Source organism: Streptomyces sp. NPDC046712, from assembly GCF_040645695.1.
Classification (GTDB): domain Bacteria; phylum Actinomycetota; class Actinomycetes; order Streptomycetales; family Streptomycetaceae; genus Streptomyces.
Map to the genome: position 1 here is coordinate 199,087 of NZ_JBEYYW010000008.1, position 21,999 is coordinate 221,085.

Annotated in this window: 20 protein-coding genes and 2 pseudogenes; 9 read left to right on the plus strand and 13 right to left on the minus strand. The window is 70.9% G+C overall.

Annotation, left to right across the window (positions count from 1 at the left end; translation table 11 throughout):
- Positions 1 to 94: 94 nt before the first annotated feature.
- Complete coding sequence (locus ABZ939_RS13675) at positions 95 to 1,132, minus strand: sigma-70 family RNA polymerase sigma factor (RefSeq protein ID WP_361853074.1); 1,038 nt, start codon at positions 1,130 to 1,132, stop codon at positions 95 to 97.
- Positions 1,133 to 1,192: 60 nt separating this feature from the next.
- Complete coding sequence (locus ABZ939_RS13680) at positions 1,193 to 2,227, minus strand: lytic murein transglycosylase (protein ID WP_361853076.1); 1,035 nt, start codon at positions 2,225 to 2,227, stop codon at positions 1,193 to 1,195.
- A gap of 1,259 nt (positions 2,228 to 3,486) precedes the next feature.
- On the opposite strand from ABZ939_RS13680, the gene ABZ939_RS13685 reads away from it, so the two are divergent.
- Entirely contained in the window at positions 3,487 to 4,128 is a 642-nt protein-coding gene (locus ABZ939_RS13685) for a hypothetical protein (protein WP_361853079.1), read from the plus strand.
- A gap of 14 nt (positions 4,129 to 4,142) precedes the next feature.
- Complete coding sequence (locus ABZ939_RS13690; protein WP_361853082.1) at positions 4,143 to 4,688, plus strand: flavodoxin domain-containing protein; 546 nt, start codon at positions 4,143 to 4,145, stop codon at positions 4,686 to 4,688.
- 261 nt (positions 4,689 to 4,949) lie between these two features.
- On the opposite strand, the gene ABZ939_RS13695 is transcribed toward ABZ939_RS13690, so the two are convergent.
- Positions 4,950 to 6,149 carry an IS110 family transposase gene (locus ABZ939_RS13695; protein WP_361853246.1) on the minus strand — a complete coding sequence of 400 codons (1,200 nt, stop codon included), beginning with the start codon at positions 6,147 to 6,149 and terminating at the stop codon, positions 4,950 to 4,952.
- Between the two features lie 703 nt (positions 6,150 to 6,852).
- Here ABZ939_RS13695 and ABZ939_RS13700 point away from each other — a divergent pair.
- Together ABZ939_RS13700 and ABZ939_RS13705 are read left to right on the plus strand one after the other, a co-directional pair.
- A complete protein-coding gene (locus ABZ939_RS13700) occupies positions 6,853 to 7,491 on the plus strand; it encodes a CBS domain-containing protein (protein ID WP_361853085.1) in 639 nt (212 codons plus the stop codon).
- Positions 7,492 to 7,542: 51 nt separating this feature from the next.
- Positions 7,543 to 8,229: a response regulator transcription factor gene (locus ABZ939_RS13705; protein WP_361853088.1), complete on the plus strand. Its 687-nt coding sequence runs from the start codon at positions 7,543 to 7,545 to the stop codon at positions 8,227 to 8,229.
- A gap of 6 nt (positions 8,230 to 8,235) precedes the next feature.
- Here ABZ939_RS13705 and ABZ939_RS13710 read toward each other — a convergent pair whose 3' ends face one another.
- The 3 genes and pseudogenes from ABZ939_RS13710 to ABZ939_RS13720 all read right to left on the minus strand — a co-directional run bounded on the left by ABZ939_RS13710 (position 8,236) and on the right by ABZ939_RS13720 (position 11,339).
- Entirely contained in the window at positions 8,236 to 9,972 is a 1,737-nt protein-coding gene (locus ABZ939_RS13710; RefSeq protein WP_361853091.1) for a GAF domain-containing protein, read from the minus strand.
- 124 nt (positions 9,973 to 10,096) lie between these two features.
- Positions 10,097 to 10,453: pseudogene (locus tag ABZ939_RS13715) on the minus strand (cation transporting ATPase C-terminal domain-containing protein); the annotation flags it as partial.
- Positions 10,437 to 11,339 carry a universal stress protein gene (locus tag ABZ939_RS13720; protein WP_361853094.1) on the minus strand — a complete coding sequence of 301 codons (903 nt, stop codon included), beginning with the start codon at positions 11,337 to 11,339 and terminating at the stop codon, positions 10,437 to 10,439. The pseudogene ABZ939_RS13715 and the gene ABZ939_RS13720, both read right to left, overlap by 17 nt.
- Before the next feature lie 250 nt (positions 11,340 to 11,589).
- On the opposite strand from ABZ939_RS13720, the gene ABZ939_RS13725 reads away from it, so the two are divergent.
- Positions 11,590 to 12,213 (plus strand): CBS domain-containing protein, encoded by a 624-nt coding sequence (locus ABZ939_RS13725; RefSeq protein WP_361853097.1) that lies wholly within the window; start codon positions 11,590 to 11,592, stop codon positions 12,211 to 12,213.
- Between the two features lie 22 nt (positions 12,214 to 12,235).
- Positions 12,236 to 13,225, plus strand: a complete 990-nt coding sequence (locus ABZ939_RS13730) for a nitroreductase family protein (RefSeq protein ID WP_361853100.1) — start codon at positions 12,236 to 12,238, stop codon at positions 13,223 to 13,225.
- 76 nt (positions 13,226 to 13,301) lie between these two features.
- Here ABZ939_RS13730 and ABZ939_RS13735 read toward each other — a convergent pair whose 3' ends face one another.
- The 3 genes and pseudogenes from ABZ939_RS13735 to ABZ939_RS13745 form a co-directional block, all read right to left on the minus strand.
- Positions 13,302 to 15,692 (minus strand): glycoside hydrolase family 65 protein, encoded by a 2,391-nt coding sequence (locus ABZ939_RS13735; protein WP_361853102.1) that lies wholly within the window; start codon positions 15,690 to 15,692, stop codon positions 13,302 to 13,304.
- Positions 15,689 to 16,459, minus strand: a complete 771-nt coding sequence (locus ABZ939_RS13740) for an HAD-IA family hydrolase (RefSeq protein WP_361853105.1) — start codon at positions 16,457 to 16,459, stop codon at positions 15,689 to 15,691. Before ABZ939_RS13740 ends, ABZ939_RS13735 begins: the two co-directional genes overlap by 4 nt.
- 68 nt (positions 16,460 to 16,527) lie before the next feature.
- Positions 16,528 to 16,644: pseudogene (locus ABZ939_RS13745) on the minus strand (alcohol dehydrogenase); the annotation flags it as partial.
- Between the two features lie 243 nt (positions 16,645 to 16,887).
- Here ABZ939_RS13745 and ABZ939_RS13750 point away from each other — a divergent pair.
- From ABZ939_RS13750 to ABZ939_RS13760, 3 genes are all read left to right on the plus strand, one after another.
- On the plus strand, positions 16,888 to 17,175 hold the full coding sequence (locus ABZ939_RS13750; protein ID WP_361853108.1) for an MBL fold metallo-hydrolase: 288 nt from the start codon (positions 16,888 to 16,890) through the stop codon (positions 17,173 to 17,175).
- A 94-nt stretch (positions 17,176 to 17,269) separates the two neighbouring features.
- Positions 17,270 to 17,674: a cyclic nucleotide-binding domain-containing protein gene (locus ABZ939_RS13755; protein WP_361853111.1), complete on the plus strand. Its 405-nt coding sequence runs from the start codon at positions 17,270 to 17,272 to the stop codon at positions 17,672 to 17,674.
- 10 nt (positions 17,675 to 17,684) lie between these two features.
- Complete coding sequence (locus tag ABZ939_RS13760; protein WP_361853114.1) at positions 17,685 to 18,338, plus strand: CBS domain-containing protein; 654 nt, start codon at positions 17,685 to 17,687, stop codon at positions 18,336 to 18,338.
- A gap of 62 nt (positions 18,339 to 18,400) precedes the next feature.
- On the opposite strand, the gene ABZ939_RS13765 is transcribed toward ABZ939_RS13760, so the two are convergent.
- The 4 genes from ABZ939_RS13765 to ABZ939_RS13780 all read right to left on the minus strand — a co-directional run bounded on the left by ABZ939_RS13765 (position 18,401) and on the right by ABZ939_RS13780 (position 21,678).
- On the minus strand, positions 18,401 to 18,904 hold the full coding sequence (locus ABZ939_RS13765) for a flavodoxin domain-containing protein (RefSeq protein ID WP_361853117.1): 504 nt from the start codon (positions 18,902 to 18,904) through the stop codon (positions 18,401 to 18,403).
- Positions 18,904 to 19,359 (minus strand): Hsp20/alpha crystallin family protein, encoded by a 456-nt coding sequence (locus ABZ939_RS13770; protein ID WP_361853119.1) that lies wholly within the window; start codon positions 19,357 to 19,359, stop codon positions 18,904 to 18,906. Before ABZ939_RS13770 ends, ABZ939_RS13765 begins: the two co-directional genes overlap by 1 nt.
- Positions 19,360 to 19,831: 472 nt before the next feature.
- Positions 19,832 to 20,776 carry a universal stress protein gene (locus tag ABZ939_RS13775; protein ID WP_361853121.1) on the minus strand — a complete coding sequence of 315 codons (945 nt, stop codon included), beginning with the start codon at positions 20,774 to 20,776 and terminating at the stop codon, positions 19,832 to 19,834.
- On the minus strand, positions 20,773 to 21,678 hold the full coding sequence (locus ABZ939_RS13780) for a universal stress protein (RefSeq protein WP_361853123.1): 906 nt from the start codon (positions 21,676 to 21,678) through the stop codon (positions 20,773 to 20,775). The genes ABZ939_RS13775 and ABZ939_RS13780 overlap by 4 nt, the downstream gene beginning before the upstream one ends.
- Positions 21,679 to 21,999: the final 321 nt, after the last annotated feature.

The window sequence follows — 21,999 nt, forward strand, 5'->3', positions numbered from 1 at the left end:
TCACCCTTCAGCGCGGAGCAGCTCGTACGTCTGCTCTACGGGGAAGGGGGGCGGGTCCGTCGCGGAGAATCGAAGATTTTTTACGCGGCGGACATCAGGGGTGTACGGGAGTGTGGGGCAGGGCGTCCGAGACGACCTCCGCGACGGCACTGGCGTCGGGGAGCGGGAGCGTAACCGGCGGTGCCGGTACGACAGGGGTGGCCGGCAGGGACGGCAACGGCGCGGACACTACGGGCACGGCGACTTCTGGCACGGCGACTTCCGGCACGGCCACGTCGGGCACCGTCACCGTCAACGGCGCCGGAGAGGGCTTCTGCGGGAGGGCGGTCGGCGACGGCGCGGCCTCGGCGAACGGCGGCGTCGGCTGTACGGAGGGGGCGGCGGCGGGCACCTCGTAACCGGCCTTCTCCTCCCCCACCTCGACCGCCTCCGAGGTGGCGGGGCGGGCGGGGCGCGCTGTATCCGTGTCGTACGCGAAGGGGATGATCAGGCCCGCCACGGCCAGGGTCACCGCCGCCGATGTCGCGACCAGGGCCTGGGCGGGCACGCCCGCCTGACTCGCCTGGTCCCGGCCGCGCCCGATCAGCCACATGCCGAGGGCCAGCGTGCCGGCCAGCGAGTTGCGCAGCGTACGCCGGGCCCTGGCCAGCAGGGACTCGACGGCCTGGTAGCTCAGCCCCATCTCCTGGGCGATCTGGTCGACGTCCCGGTCCTCCGCCTTCAGCCGGAGGGCCTCCGCCTGGCGGGCGGGCAGCTCCCTGCTCCGGAACGCCACCCAGCTGGCCTCCGCCCGGTCGCACACCGCCTCTTCGAGGGGAACGGGGCCGGGGACGGTGAGCTTCGGAGTCCTGCCCACCTCGGCCTCGCGGTGGACCTGCCGGTACCGGTCGACGCACAGGCGCATGGTCACGGTCGTCAGCCATGCGCCGAGGCGCGCGTCGTCCAGATGTGCGTTCTGCGCGCCGCGCAGCATCGCCTCCTGGACCGCGTCCTCGGCGTCCTCGGCGCTCATGGACCTGCGGCGCGCCACCTTGAGCAGTTGCTCGCGATGGCTCCACATGCGCTGCCACCGCAGGTGGGCCGCTTGGTCCCCCGGTCCGGTCGAGCGGGCAGGATGCATGTCCGTCGTCATGACCGGGGACGCTACCGCCGGGTATCCGGTTCATGGGAGGGGGCGGCGCGCTAGTGAGTCCTAACCGTTGCCGGGAAGCGCTTCCGGCTCGGGCAAGACCCGCCCGACGCCGGGGTCAGGGCCGGTGACCAGGGACGGCAAGGAATCTGGCGCGGTCGCCGGCGACGCCGGTGTCGGCGAGGGCTCGGACGTCGGCTGCGACGTGGGATTCGGCCCCGGCGGGGACGAGGGGGCCGAAGGAGAGGGTGAGGCGCCGGTACGCGGCCCGGGGTCGGCCGTCCCGGTCCGCGCGGTGCCCGGGAACGAGCCGGACGAGGCACCCGTGCCGGAGTCCGTAGCGACATCGGAGCCGCTCAGATCCGGCACCACCCGGTGTCCGTCCCGGAAGTAGCCGTACCAGGACAGAACGACACTCAGGTACTCCCGGGACCGGTTGTAGGAGAGGATCGCGCGGTCGAGGTCCTGCGGCCGGGAGAGGTCGCGTCCGCCCGCGCACAGGTAGCGCCCGGCCGCGAGCGCCGCGTCGTGGACGTTGTGGGGATCGGCCCTCCCGTCGCCGTTGCCGTCGGCTCCCCACCTGGCCCAGGTCGAGGGGATGAACTGCATCGGGCCGACGGCGTGGTCGTAGGACGGGTCGCCGTCGTACGCGCCTCCATCGGTGTCCCGGATCAGGGCGAAGTCCTGGCCGTTCAACTGCGGGCCGATGATGGGCGCGTACGTCGTGCCGTGCGCGTCCACTCTCCCGCCCCGCGCCTGACCCGACTCCACCTGCCCGATCGCGGCGAGCAACTGCCAGCGCAGCGCGCAGCCCGGGCCGGACCGCGCAAGCGCCGCCTCCGCCCGCCGATACGCGGCGAAGACCGTGGCGGGAAGGGCCCCGCGGTCGGCCAGGGCCACGAACGCGGCGCGGGTCGGGGACGGCGCCGGGTTGCGGACCACGAGCGGGGGCAGCTCGCTCAGGTAGAACGAATCACCGGAAGTCCCCGAGTCCGGTGTCGCGCCGGCCTTCGGGACGGCGGCCGACGCCGCGAGGCCCGGCGCCTGTGAACCTGTCAGCGCCGCCATGGCCGCCACCGCGACCGCCGTACCCCTCATGCCTCTGGACATCCGCCCCGACACACGTCCCGCCATCCCTCGGTCCCCTCCCGCTCACGCCACTCCTGTCATCGGCTCTACGGGGCGAGCGGGCGGGTCCGTCGCGCCGGTCGTCGGATTTCTTTTTTCGGGTCCTGGTTTCGGAGTGAATGATTCTGGGACCTCTTGCGCGACTGTCGAACACCCGTCACGTTCTTGACTTCACCACCGCGCGGCCCGCCCTCACGGGCTAGCAGCCGATGCTCCAGCTGCTGTCGGACGACACCGGGCTGACGGAAATCGGTTACGAGAGCGGCCACGCCTCGTTCCCGGAGCTGGGAGCCGACGGCTGCCCGGAGACGCCTCGAGTGCTGGACGATCCTTCGTTCGACTCATCGCTCTCGGCGCCCCTGGACGAGGCGTCCCGTACCTGGCGGGCAGACCTCGGCCGGCCGAGCGTCGGCGAACACGACCTCTACGTCCGTGCGATGCGCGAGGGAACAGCGTCCGAGGTCGCACGGACCACTTTCAGGGTCATGCCGGAAGCGCGGTCGAGTGGCAGGTCGTCGACCGCAACTCCCAGGCGGATCCGGCGGCCTGGCGCCCCGCCACGGGCGTGGACTCCTGGTTGCTCAGCCGGACGACATCGGCGTGCGGCGAGGGCCACAAGTCGCTCGTCGCGCGTCTGGTGAAGCACGACGCCGAGACGGCACGGAGCACCGCACGGGCCCGGCTCCGCGCACTGCCCGGGCGGTCGGAGCTGCCCGCCGTGCGTAGCAGCGCTGTGTGCATCCTCGACGGGTCGGCCTATTTCAACCGCCCCTGGCGACGCGTGGTACCGGGCGCGGAGATCCTCGCGTGCGTACCGCACGGCGAGAGGGTGGTCCCACCGGTGACTCCGGGCGAAGCCAGGCGATTCCCGGAGGCTGACCCGCACGGCCTGGCGCCCGGCGGGCCGCGCGGGGCCGGAGGCGGATGGTGCCGCCTGCCCCGTTCGGCGGTCGTACGTGACCACCGCGAAGTGGGGAGACCGCCGGCACGATGTCGCCGTCCTCGATGGCACTGCGGATCAGATCCTCACACGCGTCGATCCACACCCGGTACGCGAGGGGCAGGTCGCCTGGGTAGGTGAGCTCCATCAGCAGCGCTGTCGGCAGGGGGGAGGGCGTCCCCGCCGTGGGGCGGGCGGAGACGTCGGCGATGCGACTGGGGACCGTTCGGCCCCAGCGAGCTGCCTGTCCTGTGGACCAGACTGGTGGTGTCGGATCCGGGAGGTTCACATGAATACCCAGCCGAGCGTCGGTGCGACAGCCGAGCCTCTCCTGCTCGACGCGGCTCTGCCCGAGTTCCGGTTCTCCCGCCTGGAGTGCGCCCTGATCGCCGCCGCGCCGGACGTCGTGTACGGCGCAGCCCGTGATCTTGACATGCTGTCCATACACTCGCCGCTGTTCGACGTGGTCATGTGGGCACGTGGAGTGCCGGACCGAGTGCGCCGTCGGCCGGTGGCCACACCGCCTTCGATGCGGGTGTCCGACCTGTTCGAAGCCGCCGCAGCCGGTGATCAGGGGAATCTGGCTCAACCCTGGGTTGCCCTGGGTGAGCGCGCGGGGCGCGAGATCGTCTTCGGGGCGGTCGGCAGGGTGTGGAAGCCCACCATCGAGTGGCGCCGTGTCGAACCTGGTGACTACGCGGGCTTCGCGGAGCCCGGCTGGGCGAAGATGGCCGCCGCCTTCGTCGTCCACCCCTACGGGGCACGGCGGTCCCTCCTGACCTACGAAACGCGTACCGCTTGCACCGACCCGGTTTCCACCACACGGTTCGGCCGCTACTGGACGCTGGTTTCCCCGGGAGTCGGCATCGTGCTGCGCGGAGCACTGCGGGCGATCGAAGCGGCAGCGGAGACCGGAGAAGGAAGCGCCTGAGGAGATGAGTCGTGATGCGTGCTGTGATCGTGTACGAGAGCTTGTTCGGCAACACGCGCGAGATCGCTGACGCGATCGGAGAGGGCGTGAAGGAAGCGCACCCGGACGCCGAGGTCGAGTGCGTGCCGGTGGTCGACGCGCTGCCGGAGCGCATCGGCCCCACCGACCTGCTGGTCGTCGGCGGGCCGACCCATATGCGGGGCATGACCACCGGTATGAGCCGGAAGATGGGGCTGAAGGCCGAGGAGCAGGAGGCCGAGAAGGAGGAGCGTCCCTTCACCCCCGAGGAGGGCGCCGAGGGCCCTGGCGTCCGCAACTGGTTCCACGACACGCTCCCGAAGGCCCACACCGGCACCCATGCCGCCGCGGCCTTCGACACCAGGGCTGACATGCGCCTGGCGGGCGCCGCCGCCGGCGGCATCGCACGCCGGCTGCGCGGCCATGGTTATGAACTCGTCGCGGAACCGGAGGGGTTCATCATCGAGGATGTCGACGGGCCGCTGCGCGCAGGTGAACGGGATCGCGCGAGGGCGTGGGGCGCGGCTCTTCAGGTCGCCTGACCGACAGCGGCCGGTGAGGCGAAGAACAGGTCTGTGCACACCCTGGCCGCCGGGCTCGCCGACTCCGGCCGGACTCGGGGGGGTGCCCCTATGTCTTTGGTCAAGGTGGTCGGGTGGCAGTGTGGCTGTCATGAGTGATGACGCGCCTGTTGGGGAGTCGGCCGGCGAAAGCATGCGGCCGTGCGACTTTTGCGGTCATCCGGTCGTGTTGGACTCGGTCGACGAGCGGGACTGTCCCGTGTGCGGCGAGGCCGCTGAGGATCAGCCCGCTGAGGCTGGCCGGGGTTCGTAGAAGGTTCCGTCGCGGAGCATCGCGAACAGGACATCGGCCCTGCGGCGGGCGAGGCAGAGCAGGGCCTGGGTGTGGTGCTTCCCTTGGGCGATCTTCTTGTCGTAGTAGGCCCGCGATGCCGGGTCTCCCAGGGCGGCGAACGCAGAGAGGAAAAAGGCCCGTTTGAGCTGTTTGTTTCCCCTTCGGGAGGGCTGTTCGCCGCGGATCGAGGAGCCGGAGCTCCGGGTCGCGGGCGCGAGTCCGGCGTAGGCGGCGAGGTGGCCGGCGGTCGGGAAGGTGCTGCCGTCGCCGACCTCGATCAGGATGCGGGCTCCGGTCCTGACGCCGATGCCCGGCATCGACGTCAGGACTTTGGAAAGAGGGTGGTCCTCCAGGAGTTCCTCGATCCGCCCGGCCAGCAGCTTGCGCTGGTCAAGGACGGCGGCCAGGGATCCGGCCAGGCTCGGGACGATCAGCGCGGCCGCCTCGGTCCCCGGAACGGTCACGGTCTGCTCGTCCAGCGCGTCGAAGATCTCCTCGACCAGCCGCTCGGCCATCCTCGGAGCCTTCGGCCGCAGCAGCGTGACCAGCCGTCGGCGGCCGGCCTTGCGTATCTGTGCCGGCGACCCGAACCGTTCCAGCAGCGTGAGGACGGCCGGGTGCTGCAACCGCGGCCCCAGCACCCGTTCCAGCGACGGATGGATCTGGGTCAGCAGGCCGTGCAGCCGGTTCGCGACCCTCGTTGCCTCGCCGGCCAGGTCGTCGTCGAACCCGACGATCATCTCCAGTTCGGCGATCGTCCCGTCCTCGCCGTCGATCGCCCGCAGCGTGTGCGGCATCGCGCGGGCCGCGTCCGCAATGATGAACGCGTCCTTCGCGTCCGTCTTGGCCTCGCCCGGATAGAGGTCGGCGATCCGCCGCATCGTCAGGCCCGGGAGGTAGGCGACCGGGCAGCCCATGTCCCGTGCGACCGCCAGCGGCAGGGCGCCGATCGAGGCCGGCTGGTCGACCACGACCAGCACCGTCCCGTGCTTGGCCCTCAGCTTGGCGAACAGCTCGCGGAGCTTGGGTTCGGTGTTAGGCAGGCGCTTGTCGAACGCCTTCTTCCCGGCCGGTGTGACGGCGGTGGCGTGGTGCTCGCCCTTGCCGACGTCCAGGCCGAGGAAGACGTCGATGTCGCCGGTGTCGATCACGTGCCAGCCCCTCCATCACGCTTTCGTCCGGCCTTGCCAGGGCACCGAGCTGCCACATCCACGTTACGGAGAGCTCTTCCGGCTCGGGTGAAGCCGGTGCTCAAGCCCCTCATCAGCGGTCCGTCGATGCCTCCGGACCCGGTGACACCACCCCCCGGATCATGAACAACAAGGGGGGGGGGAAGTCATGCCGGTCCCGAAGGCCGGAGGCCCCATTGCGGAGCCACGAAGAAGGTAACGGGGGGGCGGTGGCAACGCCGTGCTCCGCCGGCCAGGACGCGGCACCACCCCTGCGTGCAACCCGGCCCGGGCGGCCTCATCCGACACGTGCCAGAAGGTCGCCCGGTCGGCATCGAGCTTGTGATCAAGAATCCGATGCGCGCCGCACACGGCGGGATGCCGGAGGCGGGTCCGACACGCCTCGCTCGGGCCGAACAGGGCCCCGAGGGGGCCATCCGGCCCTCCTCTCCCGACACATGCCGAGGCAAGACTGGGAGTGGACACCGATCAGGAGGCGCCCGATGAGTACTCCCCCTGACCTGCGGCTCACAGCAGCTCTCTCCGCCGACCAGCGTGACCGGCTGTTGCAGCGCGTCGGCCCGGTGGACTTCGCTCGCCCACCGTCTCTTCTCCGCCCGTGTGCGGCTGCTCGATCTCTACGCCCCGCACGTGTAGATCTTCACCCCTCTGGGAGTACGTGATGACCGCCTCGCGCTACACCGTCAGCGACGTCATGACCCACACCGCCATCGCCATCGGGCGGGACGCGCCGTACAAGGAGATCGTCGCGCTCATGGACCAGTGGAAGGTGAGCGCCTTGCCCGTTCTGGAGGGGGAGGGACGGGTGATTGGGGTCGTGTCGGAGGCCGACCTGCTTCCGAAGGAGGAGTTCCGCACGGACGAGCCGCGCGCGGACGAGTTCGACGCGGCGTCCAAGGCCGGAGCCGTGCGGGCCGGGGAACTCATGTCCAGCCCGGCCGTGACCGTCCATCCTGACGCGACGCTCGCCGAAGCCGCACGGATCATGGCGACGCGGAGGGTGAAGCGCCTGCCCGTGGTCAACGGCGTCGGCATGCTGGAGGGGGTCGTCAGCCGGAGCGACCTGCTCAAGGTGTTCCTCCGTACGGACGCCGAGATCGAAGAGGAGATCCGCCTTTCCATCCTCAGTGAGCCGGCTGCCCCGCCAGGACTGGACGTCTCGGTACTGGAGGGCGTGGCCACCATTCACGGTGCGCTCGCCGACCGGTCGCTGGTGCCGCTGCTCGCCCGAGCCGCGCGGGCTGTGGAGGGTGTCGTCGACGTTCGGATGGATCTCGGTGCCCATGAAGACGCTGCATGACGGACAATCCTTGTGGGGGCGGGTACGAACCCACCAACCGCAGGGATCGCTATGAACGATCTGCCGGCAGCCGATGCACCGACGCGGGTCTTCCTCGTCGACGATCACGAGGTCGTGCGCCGAGGACTGCGCGACCTGATCGACGACGAACCCGACCTTGAGGTGGTCGGAGAGGCGTCGACGGCGGAGCAGGCGCTGGCCCGGGGGCCGGCGCTGCGGCCGGACGTGGCAGTCCTCGACGTGAGGCTGCCGGACGGCGACGGGATCTCCGTCTGCCGGGAGCTGCGCTCGCGGATGCCCGAGCTGGCCTGTCTGATGCTGACCTCGTTCGACGACGAGGACGCGCTGCTCGACGCGATCATGGCCGGTGCGGCCGGATACGTCCTCAAGCAGATCAAGGGGTCAGACCTCGTGTCGGCGGTACGGACCGTGGCCACCGGGCAGTCGATGCTGGACCCGGCCACCACCGCGCGGCTGATGCACTCGCTGCGGGACCCGGAGGCGGCGAAGCCGCCGGAGGACGAGCGGCTCGCGTTGCTGTCCGAGCGAGAGCGGTCCGTACTAGAGCTGATCGGCGAGGGGCTGACCAACCGGCAGATCGCCAAGCGGCTCTATCTGTCGGAGAAGACCGTCAAGAACCACATCTCCCGGCTGCTCGGCAAGCTCGGCGTCGAACGGCGTGTGCAGGCGGCCGTCATCGCCGCGCAGGTCCACGAGCACGACGCCGACGAGGCATAGAGACTCTCACTCCCGCTCGGCCGGGAGCGGGACCCGCCACTCGAGGACTGTGCCGCTGCCCGGCTCAGGTCGCGCGTGGACCGACAGGGTGCCGCCCAGCCGCTCGGCCCGTTCGGACAGGTTCCGCAGTCCGCTACGGGTGCCGTCCGGCGAGATGCCGATACCGTCGTCGCTCACCGTAACCGCCAGGACGCCGTCCTCCGCGACGACCGACACCTCGGCCCGGCGGGCCCGCGCGTGCCGGGCCACGTTGGTGAGCGCTTCACCGATGACCGCGATTGCCTGTTCGGCCGCCTCAGAGGGCACGTCCGTGTCAAGGAGGCCCTCCATGCGCAGTGCGGGGGCGAATCCGAGGGTGGTCGCGGCCTCGTCCACCGCCTTGACCACCCGGTTCCTCAGCTTCGGGGCGGTGCCCGGGGTGTCATGTTCCCGGAGCCCGAAGATGGTCGACCGGATGATCTTGATGGTGGCGTCCAAATCGTCGATCGCCCGCCCCAGCCGGTCCACGGCCTCCGGGTGCTCGACGAACCGCCGGGCGCTCTGGAGCGTCATCCCCGTGGCGAACAGGCGCTGGATCGCCAGGTCGTGCAGGTCACGGGCGATCCGGTCACGGTCCTCCAGAAGGCTCACCTGCTCGGCGTCACGGCGCCGGTCGGCCAGTTCCAGCGCCAGCGCCGCCTGCCCCGCGAATCCGGGGAGAGCGGTGATCTCCGAGCCTGTGAACGGGGGTCGCCCGTGACGCCGCGCGAGGATCAGCACCCCACTGAGTCGCTCCTTGGTGCCGACCGTGACGGCTACCGCCGGGCCGAACCCCTTCCACCGTTGTGGCTGGACAGTGATGCGCGGCTCGCTCTCGACGTCCGCCACCGTGACCAGGCCGTCCTCCTGCGTGAGGGCGGCAGCGGCCAGGGTTCCCTCGCTGCTCGGCAGGACCACGCCCGCGTGCGCTTCGGCCCCCTCACCGCGGGCGAGCGAGCCCCGCAGCTCGCCGCCCGCCCCTACGAGGTAGAAGACCCCCATGTCCGCACCCTCGATGTCGACCGCCTGCTCCAGCATCCCGTCGAGGACCTCGGTCTCCTCCGCGCCGGACAGGAGGGCGCTGGTGAGGTCGGAGCTCGCGGCGAGCCACCGCTGCCGGAGGCGGCCCTCCTCGTAAAGGCGGGCGTTCTCGATCGCGATGCCGGCCGCGACTGCCAGCGTCGTGACGACGGCCTCGTCCTCGGCATCGAAGTCGACTCCTCCACGCTTCTCGGTGAGGTAGAGGTTGCCGAAGACCTCCTCGCGGACCCGGATCGGGACGCCCAGGAAGGTGTGCATCGGCGGATGGTGGGGCGGAAATCCGTACGAGGTGGGGTGCTCCGACAGCTCGGAGAGGCGGAGCGGCTGAGGGTTGCGGATCAGTTCGCCGAGGAGGCCGTGTCCGGAGGGCAGGTCACCGATCTGCTGCCGAAGTTCGTCGCCGATACCGATGGGGAGGAACTCGGAGAGCTTCTTGTCGTCGCCGATGACGCCCAGGGCACCGTACTCGGCGTCCACGAGGGTCACGGCGGCCTCCACGATGCCGCGCAGCACCTGCGGCAGGGCGAGTTCCCTGCCCACGGACATGACGGCTTCGAGCAGCCCGTTGAGCCGGTCCCTGGTGCCCCGCACTTCGTCGATGCGCGCCTGGAGCTCGTCGAGCAGCTCGTCGAGTCGCAGCCGGGGAAGCCTGCTTTCCGCCGGCCCCGGGCCCTCCCGCTCCATCGCCACCTCCGGCCATGGGGAACGCGTGGTCCGCCCCTGATGGGCGCTCCTTCACGGTAGTCCCGATGTGCCGGACGCTCCTGCCGGAATGCCACGCGCGGAAGGCGGTGCGGACGAGTCGTGCCGCGAGGAACCCGACGGGAGCACCGGCCACGGCGATGCCGGCACCCGCCCATCCGAGCGGTTCGGTCTCCAGCGCCGAGCTCAGGAAGGGCACGTAGAGCGCCGCCACGGCCGGCAGGGCGGAGGCGAGGACGGACAGTGGAAGGAACGGGTTCTTTCGGGTGAACAGCCGGCCTAGGAGTCCCAGGACGACACCGAGCTGAGCGTGGAGAAGGGCGAGGAAGAGAACGCTCTGCCAGGCGAGGCAGAGCGGCGCGGCGAGTCCCTCCCCTAGGGAGCCCGTCGTGACGACGGCGGCCAGAAGCAGGCGCTGCCAGGCTCCTCCGCCGAGGATGTGCTGGTCATGACGTGCTCCCATGTCCGGGCCCTTGCCGAGGGATGAGCTCCACGGGGCAGTGGGCGTGTTGCAGCAGGGTCAGCGTGATCCGGCCGAGCGTCGGTCCGAGGTAGCCGGGCGATCGCCGACCGCCGACGACCAGAAGGTCGGCCTGGTGCGACGCGTCGACGAGGGCTCCGGGCACACTGTGGCTCTTCTGGCCGTCGGCGTGCACCGTCAGGTTCGGGAACTCCTCCCGGACCCGGTCCGAGATCGAGGTGAGTACGCGTACGTGATCGCGGACGTTCCCGTCGCCACCGTTGCGCAACGCGGCCCGTGAGCCGACGGACAGCCCCACACTCCAGATGTGCAGGAGCCGCAGAGGCACCTTTCGCAGCAGGGCTTCGCGGGCCGCCGCACGGGCGCAGCCCACGTCGGCCTCGTTCCGGACCGCCGCGAGAACCGAGCCGGCCTCGACGGGCTCCGCGGCCCCGCGCACCACGACCACGGGTGTGGTGGCGCCGGCCGCGACCTCGAGACCGACCGATCCGAGCACCAGCGAGGAGAACCCGCCAAGACCCCGGTGTCCGACGACGATCGTGCCGGTCAGGGCGGCGGCTCGGCGCAGACTGCCGGGAGCCGGGCCATCGGTGAGTTCCTTGACGACCGCCAGCTCGGGGTGGCGCTCCGTGACCGCCTCGGCGGTCCGGTCGAGCAGCTCCCGCCCGGCTTGCCGGATCCTGACGAGCTCCACCTCGGACAGAAACGGGACCGGGGCGTCCGTGTCCGCCGCATGAACGAGGCAGAGAGTGCTGCCCCGCAGGGCCGCCTCCGCTGCCGCCCACATCACCGCCGTGTGTGCGGACGGCGATCCGTCGACGCCGACGACGACCCTGCCCAGACCGGGACGGGCTGTGGCTGCGTTCATGGCTCCTCCTCGCAGGGTCCGAGGGACCTCCTTCCACCCTGGCAGCTGGTTCCGGTGGCCGCAGGGCCGCTGGGGGCAAGGACGGGACCAAAGGTCCCCCATCTCCTGGCCCGGCAGGGCGCGGACCCGGCAATGACGAGCCCGTTCGGTCCTGAGGGTGGACCATTCGGCCCTCGCCGACCCCGAGCGCGCGTCGGAGGGTGGTGATGCGGGACAGCACCGTCCGAACCCTCTGACAGGAGGCGCGGCGATGAAACACATGAAGGTCGGCGGTCTGATGACCGACGACGTGGTCTCCGCCGTCCCTGCGACGTCGTTCAGGGAGGTGGCGAAGATGCTCGCCGAGCACGACATCAGCGGCGTCCCTGTCGTGGACGAGGACGACCATGTCGTCGGAGTCGTCTCCGAGAGCGACCTCCTGGCCCGCCACGAGCTGACCGCACGGGACCTGATGACCGAACCGGCCGTGACGGTTCACGCCGAGGAGACGGTGGCGAACGCGGCACGACTGATGGTGCGCCGCGGAGTCGAGCGCCTGCCCGTGGTCGACGAGGAGGAACGACTTGTAGGCATCGTGACCCGCCGCGATCTGCTCTGCGTCTACCTCCGCCCGGACTCGGAGATACGGCGCCGCATCCGTGAGGACGTCCTCACGGATGCCATGGGCCTGCCCGGGGACGCGGTGGACGTGCACGTCCTCGACGGCGTGGTGACGCTTGGGGGTCGCGTCCGGCGGCAAAGTCAGGCCCTGATGCTCCTCGGACTCGCCGAGCGCGTGGACGGCGTCGTGGCCGTCGTGGACCGGCTGTCCTTCCACGAGGACGACACACGTCTCACATCCTCCACCCGGACTCCGCACGACATCTCTTGGTGACTCACCTCAGACAGGACGAACCGTGTCTACCACCGCTCTGACCCGACCACTCGTGACGTCGCTGGTCGAAGACGCTGTCACGGCCCCCTCGATGCACAACGCACAGCCCTGGAAGTTCGTCTGCAGGACGGGCACCGGCGTCATCGAGCTGCACGGCGACCCGTTGCGCGGCATGCCGCTCGAGGACCCGGACCACCGTGACCTCCACCTCGGCTGCGGCGCCGTCCTGTTCGGTCTGCGGGTCGCCGCCGCGCACCGGGCCCTGCATCCCGTCGTTCGGCTGCTGCCCTCTCCCGAGGATCCCTGGCACCTCGCCGATGTACGGTTCGACGGTCCCGACGACGCCGACAGCGAACTGGGCGTACTCCGAGCCGTCCTGTCGCGGCGGCACACCAGCCGCTTCCCCTTCACCGAGGAGCGGATCCCCACCGAGGTGATCGACGGACTCTGTGCCGCGGCCCTCCTGGAGGGCTGCCGACTCGTCGTACCGGGAGCGTGGCACACCGACACCGTCATGGATCTCGTCCACGCCTCCGAACTGTTCGAGGCGGCGGACGAGGCCGTGCGCGCGGAGATCGCCGCCTGGACACGCACCGGTGCGGCCGGGGAGGGTCCCGGCACCGAGGGAATTCCGGCGTACGCCTTCGGTCCACGCCAGTACGACGTGACCTCTCCCGTCAGGGACTTCGGCGCTCCCCGACAGGTGCCCGGCCGTACCTCGGCGCGCTTCGAGAAGAAGCCGCAGATCGCGCTGCTCGGCACGGTCGAGGACACCCGGGAGGAATGGCTGAAGGCCGGCCAGGCCATGCAACGGGTCCTCCTGCAGGCCACCCTCGACGGACTCGCCACCTCCCTCATGTCCCAGCCGCTGGAGTGGCCCGAACTCCGTTCCGACGCACGCGATCCCGGCTCGACGATCGGCTTCGTCCACATGCTGATCCGCCTGGGCTACGGCCCCCAGGGTCGGGCCACGCCGCGCCGTCCCGTCTCCGAGGTGCTCGCCTTCGACTGAACCGCTTCTCACAGGCGGAACCACGATTCACGTGGACCACCTTTCCCTGGACCACCTTCACGGACCGGACCACGCCTCACAGACGGAACCAACGCTCCTGTCCGGGTGCGACAGTGATCCTCCGGTCCCCGGGGAGGAGGACGGCGAGCGGGCCCGCGGGCGAGGCGGGGACGCTGATGGCCAGCCGACCGGGAAGTATCCGCAGGCGCACCCCCCGATGACCGCCGACACACAGGGTGAAGGTGAACCGGGGGATCTCCGCCAGCGGCACCGGAGCCACCCGAAGCCCTTCCGGTCCCGTTTCCAGGCCGGTGATCCCGCGTTCGACGAGGTCGACCGTGCCGGCCATCGCGCCGAGATGGATGCCCTCCCCGGTCGTGCCGCCCTGGACGTCGGCCACGTCGGCGAGCAGCGCCTCCTTGCAGTACCGCCAGGCTTCGGCGCCTTTCTGCCGGGCCAGCACCCATCCGTGGACGAGGCTGCTGAGCGTCGAGCCGTGGCTGGTGCGGCGCAGGTGGTACGAGATGGTCGCACGCCACATCTCGTCGTCCAGTGCGTAGCCGAGCCTGCCGAACAGCCCGTACAGCTCGTCGGGCCGGAAGAGGTAGCCGAGCATGAGGGTGTCGGCCTGCTTCGACGCCTGGTAGCGGTTGACCGTGTCGCCTTCGGCCTCCAGGATCCGGTCGAGTCTGCGGATGTCGCCGTAACGGGCCCGGTACGCCTCCCAGTCGAGTTCCGCCAGGTCTCCGTATCCCTCGAACTGGCTGACCACGCCCTGGTGGAACGGCACGTACAGGCGGCGGGAGACGGCCTCCCAGCGAGCGAGTTCGCCGTCGTCCAGCGACAGTTGCTCCGAGAGTTCCGAGCGGCGGGCCTGGGGCAGTTCGCCGAGCAGGTCGAGGCCGCGGGCGAGCACCCAGGCGGCGGTCGCGTTGGTGTAGGCGTTGTCGTCGATGCCCGGGGTCGCGGCATCGGGATAGGCGTCGTGGTACTCGTCCGGTCCCACGACCCCGCGGATGCGGTAGCGGCCGAGCGTGGGGTCGAAGGTGGCGGCCCCCGACCAGTAACGGGCGACCTCAAGGAGGATCTCCGCCCCGGCGGAGTGGAGGAATCCGCGGTCGCCGGTGGCCTGCGCGTACTGCCAGACGTTGTACGCGACGGCCGAGCCCACATGGCGCTGGAGCCGTGAGTGGTCGGCCAGCCAGCGTCCTGAGCGTGGGTTGAGGTGCAGGGCCTGGGTCTCCTCGCGGCCGGAACTCGCGCTCTGCCAGGGGTACATGGCTCCTTGGCGCCCGGCGAGGCGGGCGGCCTCGCGGGCGGCCGGCAGTCGACGGTGCCGGTACATGAGCAGCGCCCGGGCCACCTCGGGGAAGTGAAGGCCGAGGTAGGGAAGGACGAAGAGCTCGTCCCAGAAGACGTGCCCCCGGTACGCCTCCCCGTGCAGTCCGCGCGCGGGAACGCCCACGTCGAGGTCCGCCGTGTGCGGGGAGAGCGTCTGCAGCAGGTGGAACACGTGCAGCCGCAGGATGCGGCCGGCCTCCCCGGGCACGTGCAACTCGCCCTGCTCCCAGACGCGCTGCCAGGCCGCCTCGTGGGCGGAAAGCAGCTGGGGGAAGGAGGGAGCACGGAAGATCACGTCGGTGGCCGCCGAGAGCGGGTCGACGGCGGGCCAGTCCATCGAGGTGTGCAACGCCAGGGTCTTCACGACCATCGCCGAGCGGCGGGGAACGATCGGCAGGTGGTACGTCTGCACGGTGCCGGTGCTGGTGGCCGCCTCCCGCGCGGGCCGCGCAGGGTCGGTGACCGTGCGCACGGCCATGGCGATCCTGATGCCCGGGTCGACGGTACGGCAGGAGATCCAGGCGACACCGTCGGGCTCGAATCCGGTCCGGTGGTCCGTGAGATGACGCCCGTCGAGGTGCCGGTAGCGCTCGACTCCGGCGTTGGTGACGGCGCCGTCGAGGACGGACTGCACCTCGACGGCACCGCTCCAGCCGTAGGCGCGGAACAGGGTGCACTGGGCCGCAAGCCCGGAGTCTCCCATGTGCACGACGCGGATGTGGCTGACGCGCAGGCCCCGTCCGCCGGCGTCCTCGAAGACCTGGCGCCGGGTGAGCACGCCCGCGCGCAGGTCGAGACGGACGTCGTAGTGGCGCAGCTCCCCGGAGTCGGGCGTCAACCAGTCGCCGACGGGCCCGTCGTCCGGCAGGCAGCGATAGCGCAGAAGCGTCCAGTTCGGAAGGTTGACGAGGTCCTCGTTCTCGACCGGCTCACCCGCGACGACCGAGGTGAGCCGGTCGTAGCAGCCGGCCAGATACGTGCCTGGGTAGTGCGTGGTCCCGGCGGTGCACTCGGGAGCGGAGCCCCGGGTGGCGAACCGCCCGTTGCCGAGGGTGCAGAGCGCTTCGACCAGCGGCTCGCGTTCCGGGTCGTACCGGTCGTAACTCCACGTCCAGCCGGTGGTCATCCCCGTTCACCCCACACGCTCCGGACCAGCGTCGTGAGATCGGGAACCACCAGGTCGGCACCCTGCTCTCGCAGGAGGGCGGCGGCGCGTCGCAGCGGGGTGCGGTCGACTCCGACGACGAGACCGAAACCGCCGCGACGCGCTGCCTCGACTCCGGCGAGGGCGTCCTCGACGACCGCGGTCTCGCGCGGGCGCGTGCCGAGGACGGCGGCCGCCCGCAGGAACAGCGCGGGATCCGGCTTGCCCGCGAGGCCGAGCCGAGCGGCGTCCTCGCCGTCCACGATCACGGCGAGGAGACCGGCCAGCCCTGCGGCACGGATCAGTGCCCGGGCGTGCCGGGAGGCGGACACCGCGGCGCACGGGACTCCCACCGTGCGCAGGGCCGCGAGAGCCGGCCGGGTGTCGGCGAAGGCCGTGACACCCTCCGTACGAAGCAGATCGACGAACGCCTGCTCCTTGTGCGCTGCGACGCCCCAGACCGTGCCGCAGCCGGGCGCGTCGTGCGGCACTCCCGCCGGGAGGCGAAGGCCGCGGGCGGTGAGGAAGGCCGCGGCGCCGTCGTACCGGGACCTGCCGTCGACGAGCCGACGGTACTCGGCGTCCGCGTCGAAGGGCGGCTGTGTCCCGCTGTCGGGCGCCAGTTGGTCGAGGCAGGCGTCGAACGCGATCTTCCACGCCGCCGCGTGCACGACGGCGGAGTCCAGCAGAACGCCGTCGGTGTCGAGGACGACACTCTGCGGCCGAGGGCCCGTTCCTCGTCCGTTCATCAGGCCACCGAGGCGTCGGGGAGGGCCACGACCGTGTGCTGCGGTCCGCCCAGCACGACCTTGATGGCGCCGCAGATGGTGACGACGTCGACCCGGACGATCGCGTCGGCGGGGTCCTCGATGGCCGGGTCGGGTACGTCCTGCCAGGCGCTCCGACCCGGCCCCTGGCAGACGACTGCCTTCATGGCGCCCACCCACTTCCTGTCGCGCGTCGCTGCGGTCCTCGTCCACCAGGCTCCGGGGAGCCCTCCAGCCGCACATGAGCCGGTCGGCCCCCGAATGGGGCCCGCTCGGACCCTCCGGACCCGGCCGCTCCGGATGCGAAGGTGGAGAGAGGGCCACTCCGAAGGAGGGCTGCTCATGTCCGAGGCACCCCTGACGCCGCTGCCACCACTCCGCGACCCGCACTGCTCGGTTTCCTGGGCGGCGTGGGAACGGTCACCGGAAGCACGTTCCTGGTCGAGAGCGACCATGCGCGGATCCTCCTCGACTGCGGTCTCTTCCAGGGTTTCGCGACCTTGCGGCGCCGCAACCGGGAACGGTTCGCCCGCGCCGCCGCGGACGTCGATGCCGTGGTCGTGACGCATGCCCACCTGGAGCACTGCGGCTATCTGCCCCGCCTGGTCGCGTGCGAGGCACTGCGCGACCGCATCGACCGCGAGCTGGACTGGACGGCCGTCGTGCCCCGCTCCGGTGAGGCCGACCTGGTCCGCTGATCCGGGCCCATCGGTCCCCTGCTGTGACCTGCCCGGCCCTACCTGCGCCCGGTCGCCGCGCGGGAGTCTGTGGGGGAAGGGCTGGAGGCACACCATGAGCACCATGAGGATGCTGCTGAACGAACTCGCTCCGGAGGCGCGGGACCAGCTCCTGCGACAGGCCCGCCCCGTCCGGTTCTCCGCAGACACGCGCATCTTCCGCGAGCGGCAGCACGCCGACCGGTTCTGGATCATCGAATCCGGTCGGGTGGAACTGGACAAGCACGTCCCCGGTCCCAGCGCCACCCTCGTCGACACACTTGTGCCCGGCGACCTCCTCGGCTGTTCCTGGATGATCTCTCCCTACCGATGGCGCTTCGGCGCCACGGCAACCACCGAGGTGCACGCCCTCGAGTTCGACGGGCAGGCTGTCAGGGAGCTCTGCGCACAGGACACCTCCGTCGGTGAGGCGGTGTCCGCGACCGTTGCCGCAGCGCATGCGCGCCGACTACTCAGGTAAGGAAAGAGCGATGGCACCTCAGCTGTTCACCGTCGCCGACGTGATGACCAAGAAGGTCGTCGCCGTCCGGCCGGGCGCGGAGTTCAAGGAGATCGTCGACGCGATCGAGCGGTGGAAGGTGACGGCCGTACCGGTCGTCGAGGGCGAAGGCCGCGTCGTCGGGGTGGTCTCCGAGGCCGATCTGCTCCTCAAGGAGGAGTTCCACGACCACCGCCTCGGCCTCGTCGAACAGCTGCGACGGCTCGACGCCACGGCCAAGGCGGGCTCTCGCCGGGCCGAGGACCTGATGACCTCGCCCGCTGTCACCATCGCTCCCGGGGCATCCCTGCCCCAGGCCGCCCGCCTGATGGCCGCCCACCACGTCAAGCGGCTGCCGGTCGTCGACGCGAGCGGCGTCATCCAGGGGATCGTGAGCCGAGCCGACCTGCTCAAGGTATTCCTCCGCTCCGACGACGAACTCGCCGGCGAGGTGCGCCGCGACGTCATCGAGCACCTCTTCCCGCTCTCCCACCACCAGGTCGACGTCCGTGTCGACGCCGGAGTCGTCACCCTGTCCGGTGAGGTCCGCGACAGCGCGCTCATTCCGCTCGCGGCCCGCCTTGCCCGCGCTGTCGAAGGCGTGGTGGACGTACGGTGCGAACTCACCGCCCAGGGCCGGACGTAGCCATGGCCGGCGGCGGGTGTCGTCCACCCTGAGTCGCCTCCCGGACGGGCCGACGACGCCGTTCAGCGCGTGGTGCCGAGTTCGGTTCCGATGTGGTGGGCCCACTCCTGGATCCGTTCCGGGTTGCGGAAGTCTCCTCCGTTGCCGTGACGGACAAGGGACCGGCTGATACGACCCGGAGTCTCGGCGGTCACGGCGCCGCCGAAGGTGATGTGCTCCCGGGCGCCGAGTTTCTTCATCCGGCGGGCGACACCAGGTACCGGCGGGATGTCGTGCTGCTCGGCGGAGCTGCCGACGGGGCCGCTGCTGAAGAGCCAGACAGGACGATGGCGGAGCTGCTCGGCGTTGCGCCGGACGCAACGTCGCGCCTTGCTGTTCCAGTGTCCGGCGTTGAGGGCCCCGCCGAGGACGACTCCGTCGTAGCCGCTGACGTCGGAGACGGTGTCGGCCGGCAGGACGACGGCCTCGAAGCCGTCGGCCTGGAGCGTCCGGCCGATCTCGTCGGCGACCCCCCTGGTCGCGCCATGCTTGCTGCCGTAGGCGACCAGGACTCGCTTGGGGTTCATCAGGTGGCTCCTTCGGGCGGGGTACCTCCTCGCTTCACCGGGATGGTGCGTGCGGCGATGGTCTGCTCCTCGGGCATCGGGACGCGGACTGTGAGGATGCCGTCCGCGTACGACGCCTCGACGTCGTCGGCCGGGATCGTGCCCGGGAGGCGCACGGTCCTGCGGAACGATCCGTAGCGGAACTCCGAGTGGTCCTTGTCCTCCTTGCCCTCGCTGTGCTCCGCGCTCACCGTGATGAGGTTGTCGTCGACGGTGATGCTGATGTCGTCGTCGGGGTCCATCCCCGGGAGTTCAGCCCGCAATACGTACACGTCGTCACCGCTGGTCACCTCGACAGGAATGGAGTGAGCAGCCCTCGCGGGTCGCCACCCGGGCAGCCCCGGAAACTCCCGGTTGAACCAGTCGTTGAAGTCGGGGAAGAGGCTGTGCCTGCGTTCCACCTTGCCTCCGGCCATTGTTCTGCTCCTCGTGTACGGGGCCCAGGACGGTCGCCGTGGACCCGAGTCGGTGCGAACAGGCGGCGGATCGGGTTGCGGGGCCCGGTCCGACTCCGTAACTCCATCGTCCGCCCGCGAGGTCACGTGGCGCAGCGTCCAAGGGGGCTGTCCAACGGGGCCGAACGGACCGCACCAGGAAGGACCGACCGGCCCATGGCGCCACGGCTTCGTCGCTTTCAGCGGCAGATCTCCCCGACGAAGCGGCCCCCCGTGCCGACGGCAGGTGCCGCGCCAGGTCCGGCCCCGCCGTGGCTCTCGAGCGTCCTCGGTACGGGAGCGGTCTGCCTCACGGGTGCGCAGATCCAGGGGACTCGGCGTGCGGGGCGGCCGGGACCGGGGCTGATCCGGATGCGCTGCATGGTGCTCACCTCTCCGCGGAACCGGCGGACGGACCGAAGTGGTCATCTCGCCCCACCGTCCCGCGTGAAGGTCATCGCGCCCCAGTGCCGAGCGGGTCACCGGGCCGGGGCCGGTCGGTCGTACTGGATCGGGACCGGTCGGCCCATGCCGGCCAGCCGGTCCGCCCCTCGTGCTGTGGGCGGGGGATGGTGATCACGGGACACATGGCGCGGTGCAGCAGGCCGTGGACCGTCGAACCCAGCCGCATGCCGGAGTAGCCGCCGCGGCCTCTGCGGCCGACGATCAGCGCGAGGGACTCCCGGGACGCCAGGGCGAGTTGCTCGACCGGGTGTCCTCGAAGGAGCTCTTGGGAGATGGCAACGTCCGGATACCGCTCCGACCACCCCGCCACCGAATCGGCGAGCAGCCTCCGGCGCTCGGCCAGGCCCTCGTCGAGATCCTCGCGGGCCAGGACGGAAGGGGGCCAGACCCAGACGGCCCGCAGGCGTGCCTCGCGCAGGATCGCCTCCTCAACGGCGAAGGCGACTGCGGCCCGTGCGGAGTCGCTTCCGTCCACGCCGACGACGAGGGTCGATGGGTGCACGGCGGGGTGCTCAGGTGCGCGGACCACGACGACGGGGCAGTCGGCGCGCGCGGTGAGCGGGACGACCACGGAGCTCTCACTGAACATCTCGGCTGCCCTGCCGAGACGGCGCGAGCCCACGACGACGAGTGTCGCGTGCGCCGCCATGTCGCGGAGCACGGTCGCCGGCACGCCGTTCACGCGTTCCGTCGCGGTCCGCAGACCGCCGTGGAGTTCCCGTACCAGGTCCTCCGCGTTTGCCATCGCCGACTCCGCGCGGATCCGCAGGGCGCTCTGGTTTGCCTGCGCGTCGTACCAGAGACCCTCGTGGGCGGGCGGTACCACGACGACCAGGCGGAGCGCCAGTCCTCTTCGTACGGCCTCGTCGGCGGCCCAGACGAGGGCGGGGATCGACTGCTCCCGGGGGTCCACTCCGAGCAGTATCTCGTTCATGTCTCCTCGACCCGGGTGGCGAAGGCGGGTGGGACGATCTCCACCGGGCACTGGGAGTGGTGGAGCAGGATGTGGGCGACGCGCCCCAGGGACGGGACTGCGCCCAGAACACGGTGTTCTCTGCCCATCACGAGCAGATCGGTGTGGGCACTCGCCTCCACCAGGATCCCGGGCGTGCTCGTGCCCGTCTCGACGTGATGGCTGATGATGAGCCCGGGATGGTACTCACACACGAGGTCGGCGAGTGCCTTGATCTCGTGCACGCGCTGCCGCGCGATCTCGTCGAGGTCGTCCAGCATGGTCGCGACGCTGCCGACGTGTGTGAGCACGTTCCAGACGCTCACCAGTCGCAACACGGCCTTGCGGGCGTCCGCCTCGGCAGCCGCGACGAGCAGCCAGCCGACATCCGACGCACCGTGCACGGCTGCCGTCACCGATCCCGACTCGGGGCGGTCGCTTTCACCGCGGACGACGATCACGGGCGCCTCGGCGAGGGCTGCCACACCCAGACCGACGGAGCCGAGCATGAGGGCCGAGAAGCCGCCGAGCCCCCGGTTGCCCACCACGATCGTGCCCCGGTCGCCGGCGGCCGCCCGGAGACCGGCAACCGGCTCCTGGCGGCTCAGCTCCTTCGTTACGGCGAGGTCCGGGAAGCGCTCTTGAACCGTGCTCGCGGTCTCGATCAGCAGGTCGCGGCCCGCTTCACGTACCGCCTGGATCGTCTCGGCATTGGCGAAGAGGGCCCGGCGGTCGGTATCGGCTGCGTGGACGAGATGCAGTGGCCGTCCCCGTCGGTCCGCTTCGGCGGCGGCCCAGAGCGCGGCCGTCCGCCCGGAGGGGGACCCGTCGACTCCCACGACGACGTTGCCGAGCTTCTGTCGGAAGGGGATCTCGCTGGTCATGGTTCCTCCTCCGAGGTACGCCCGGGGCTCGGGGGCACGGCCCGAGGGGCGACACCCCCCACGCTGACACCGTGGCGGGCATTCTCGGGATGGGCCGTTCGGCCCCGATCTCGACCTGCCCGGCCCTGCTGCCGGGAGCGACGGGGTACCAGCCCGAAGTTCGGGATCCTGTGCGATCCGACCATGGACCGTGCGGAGCGGACTCGGCTGAGGAGACACGTCATGACAGCCCAGGTCAGGCGTCGCCGACTGCGCCATCAGATGCGCCGCCAGGTACAGCGGTTCCGAAGCCGAAGAGAGGTACCGCCCGGCGCTCAGGGA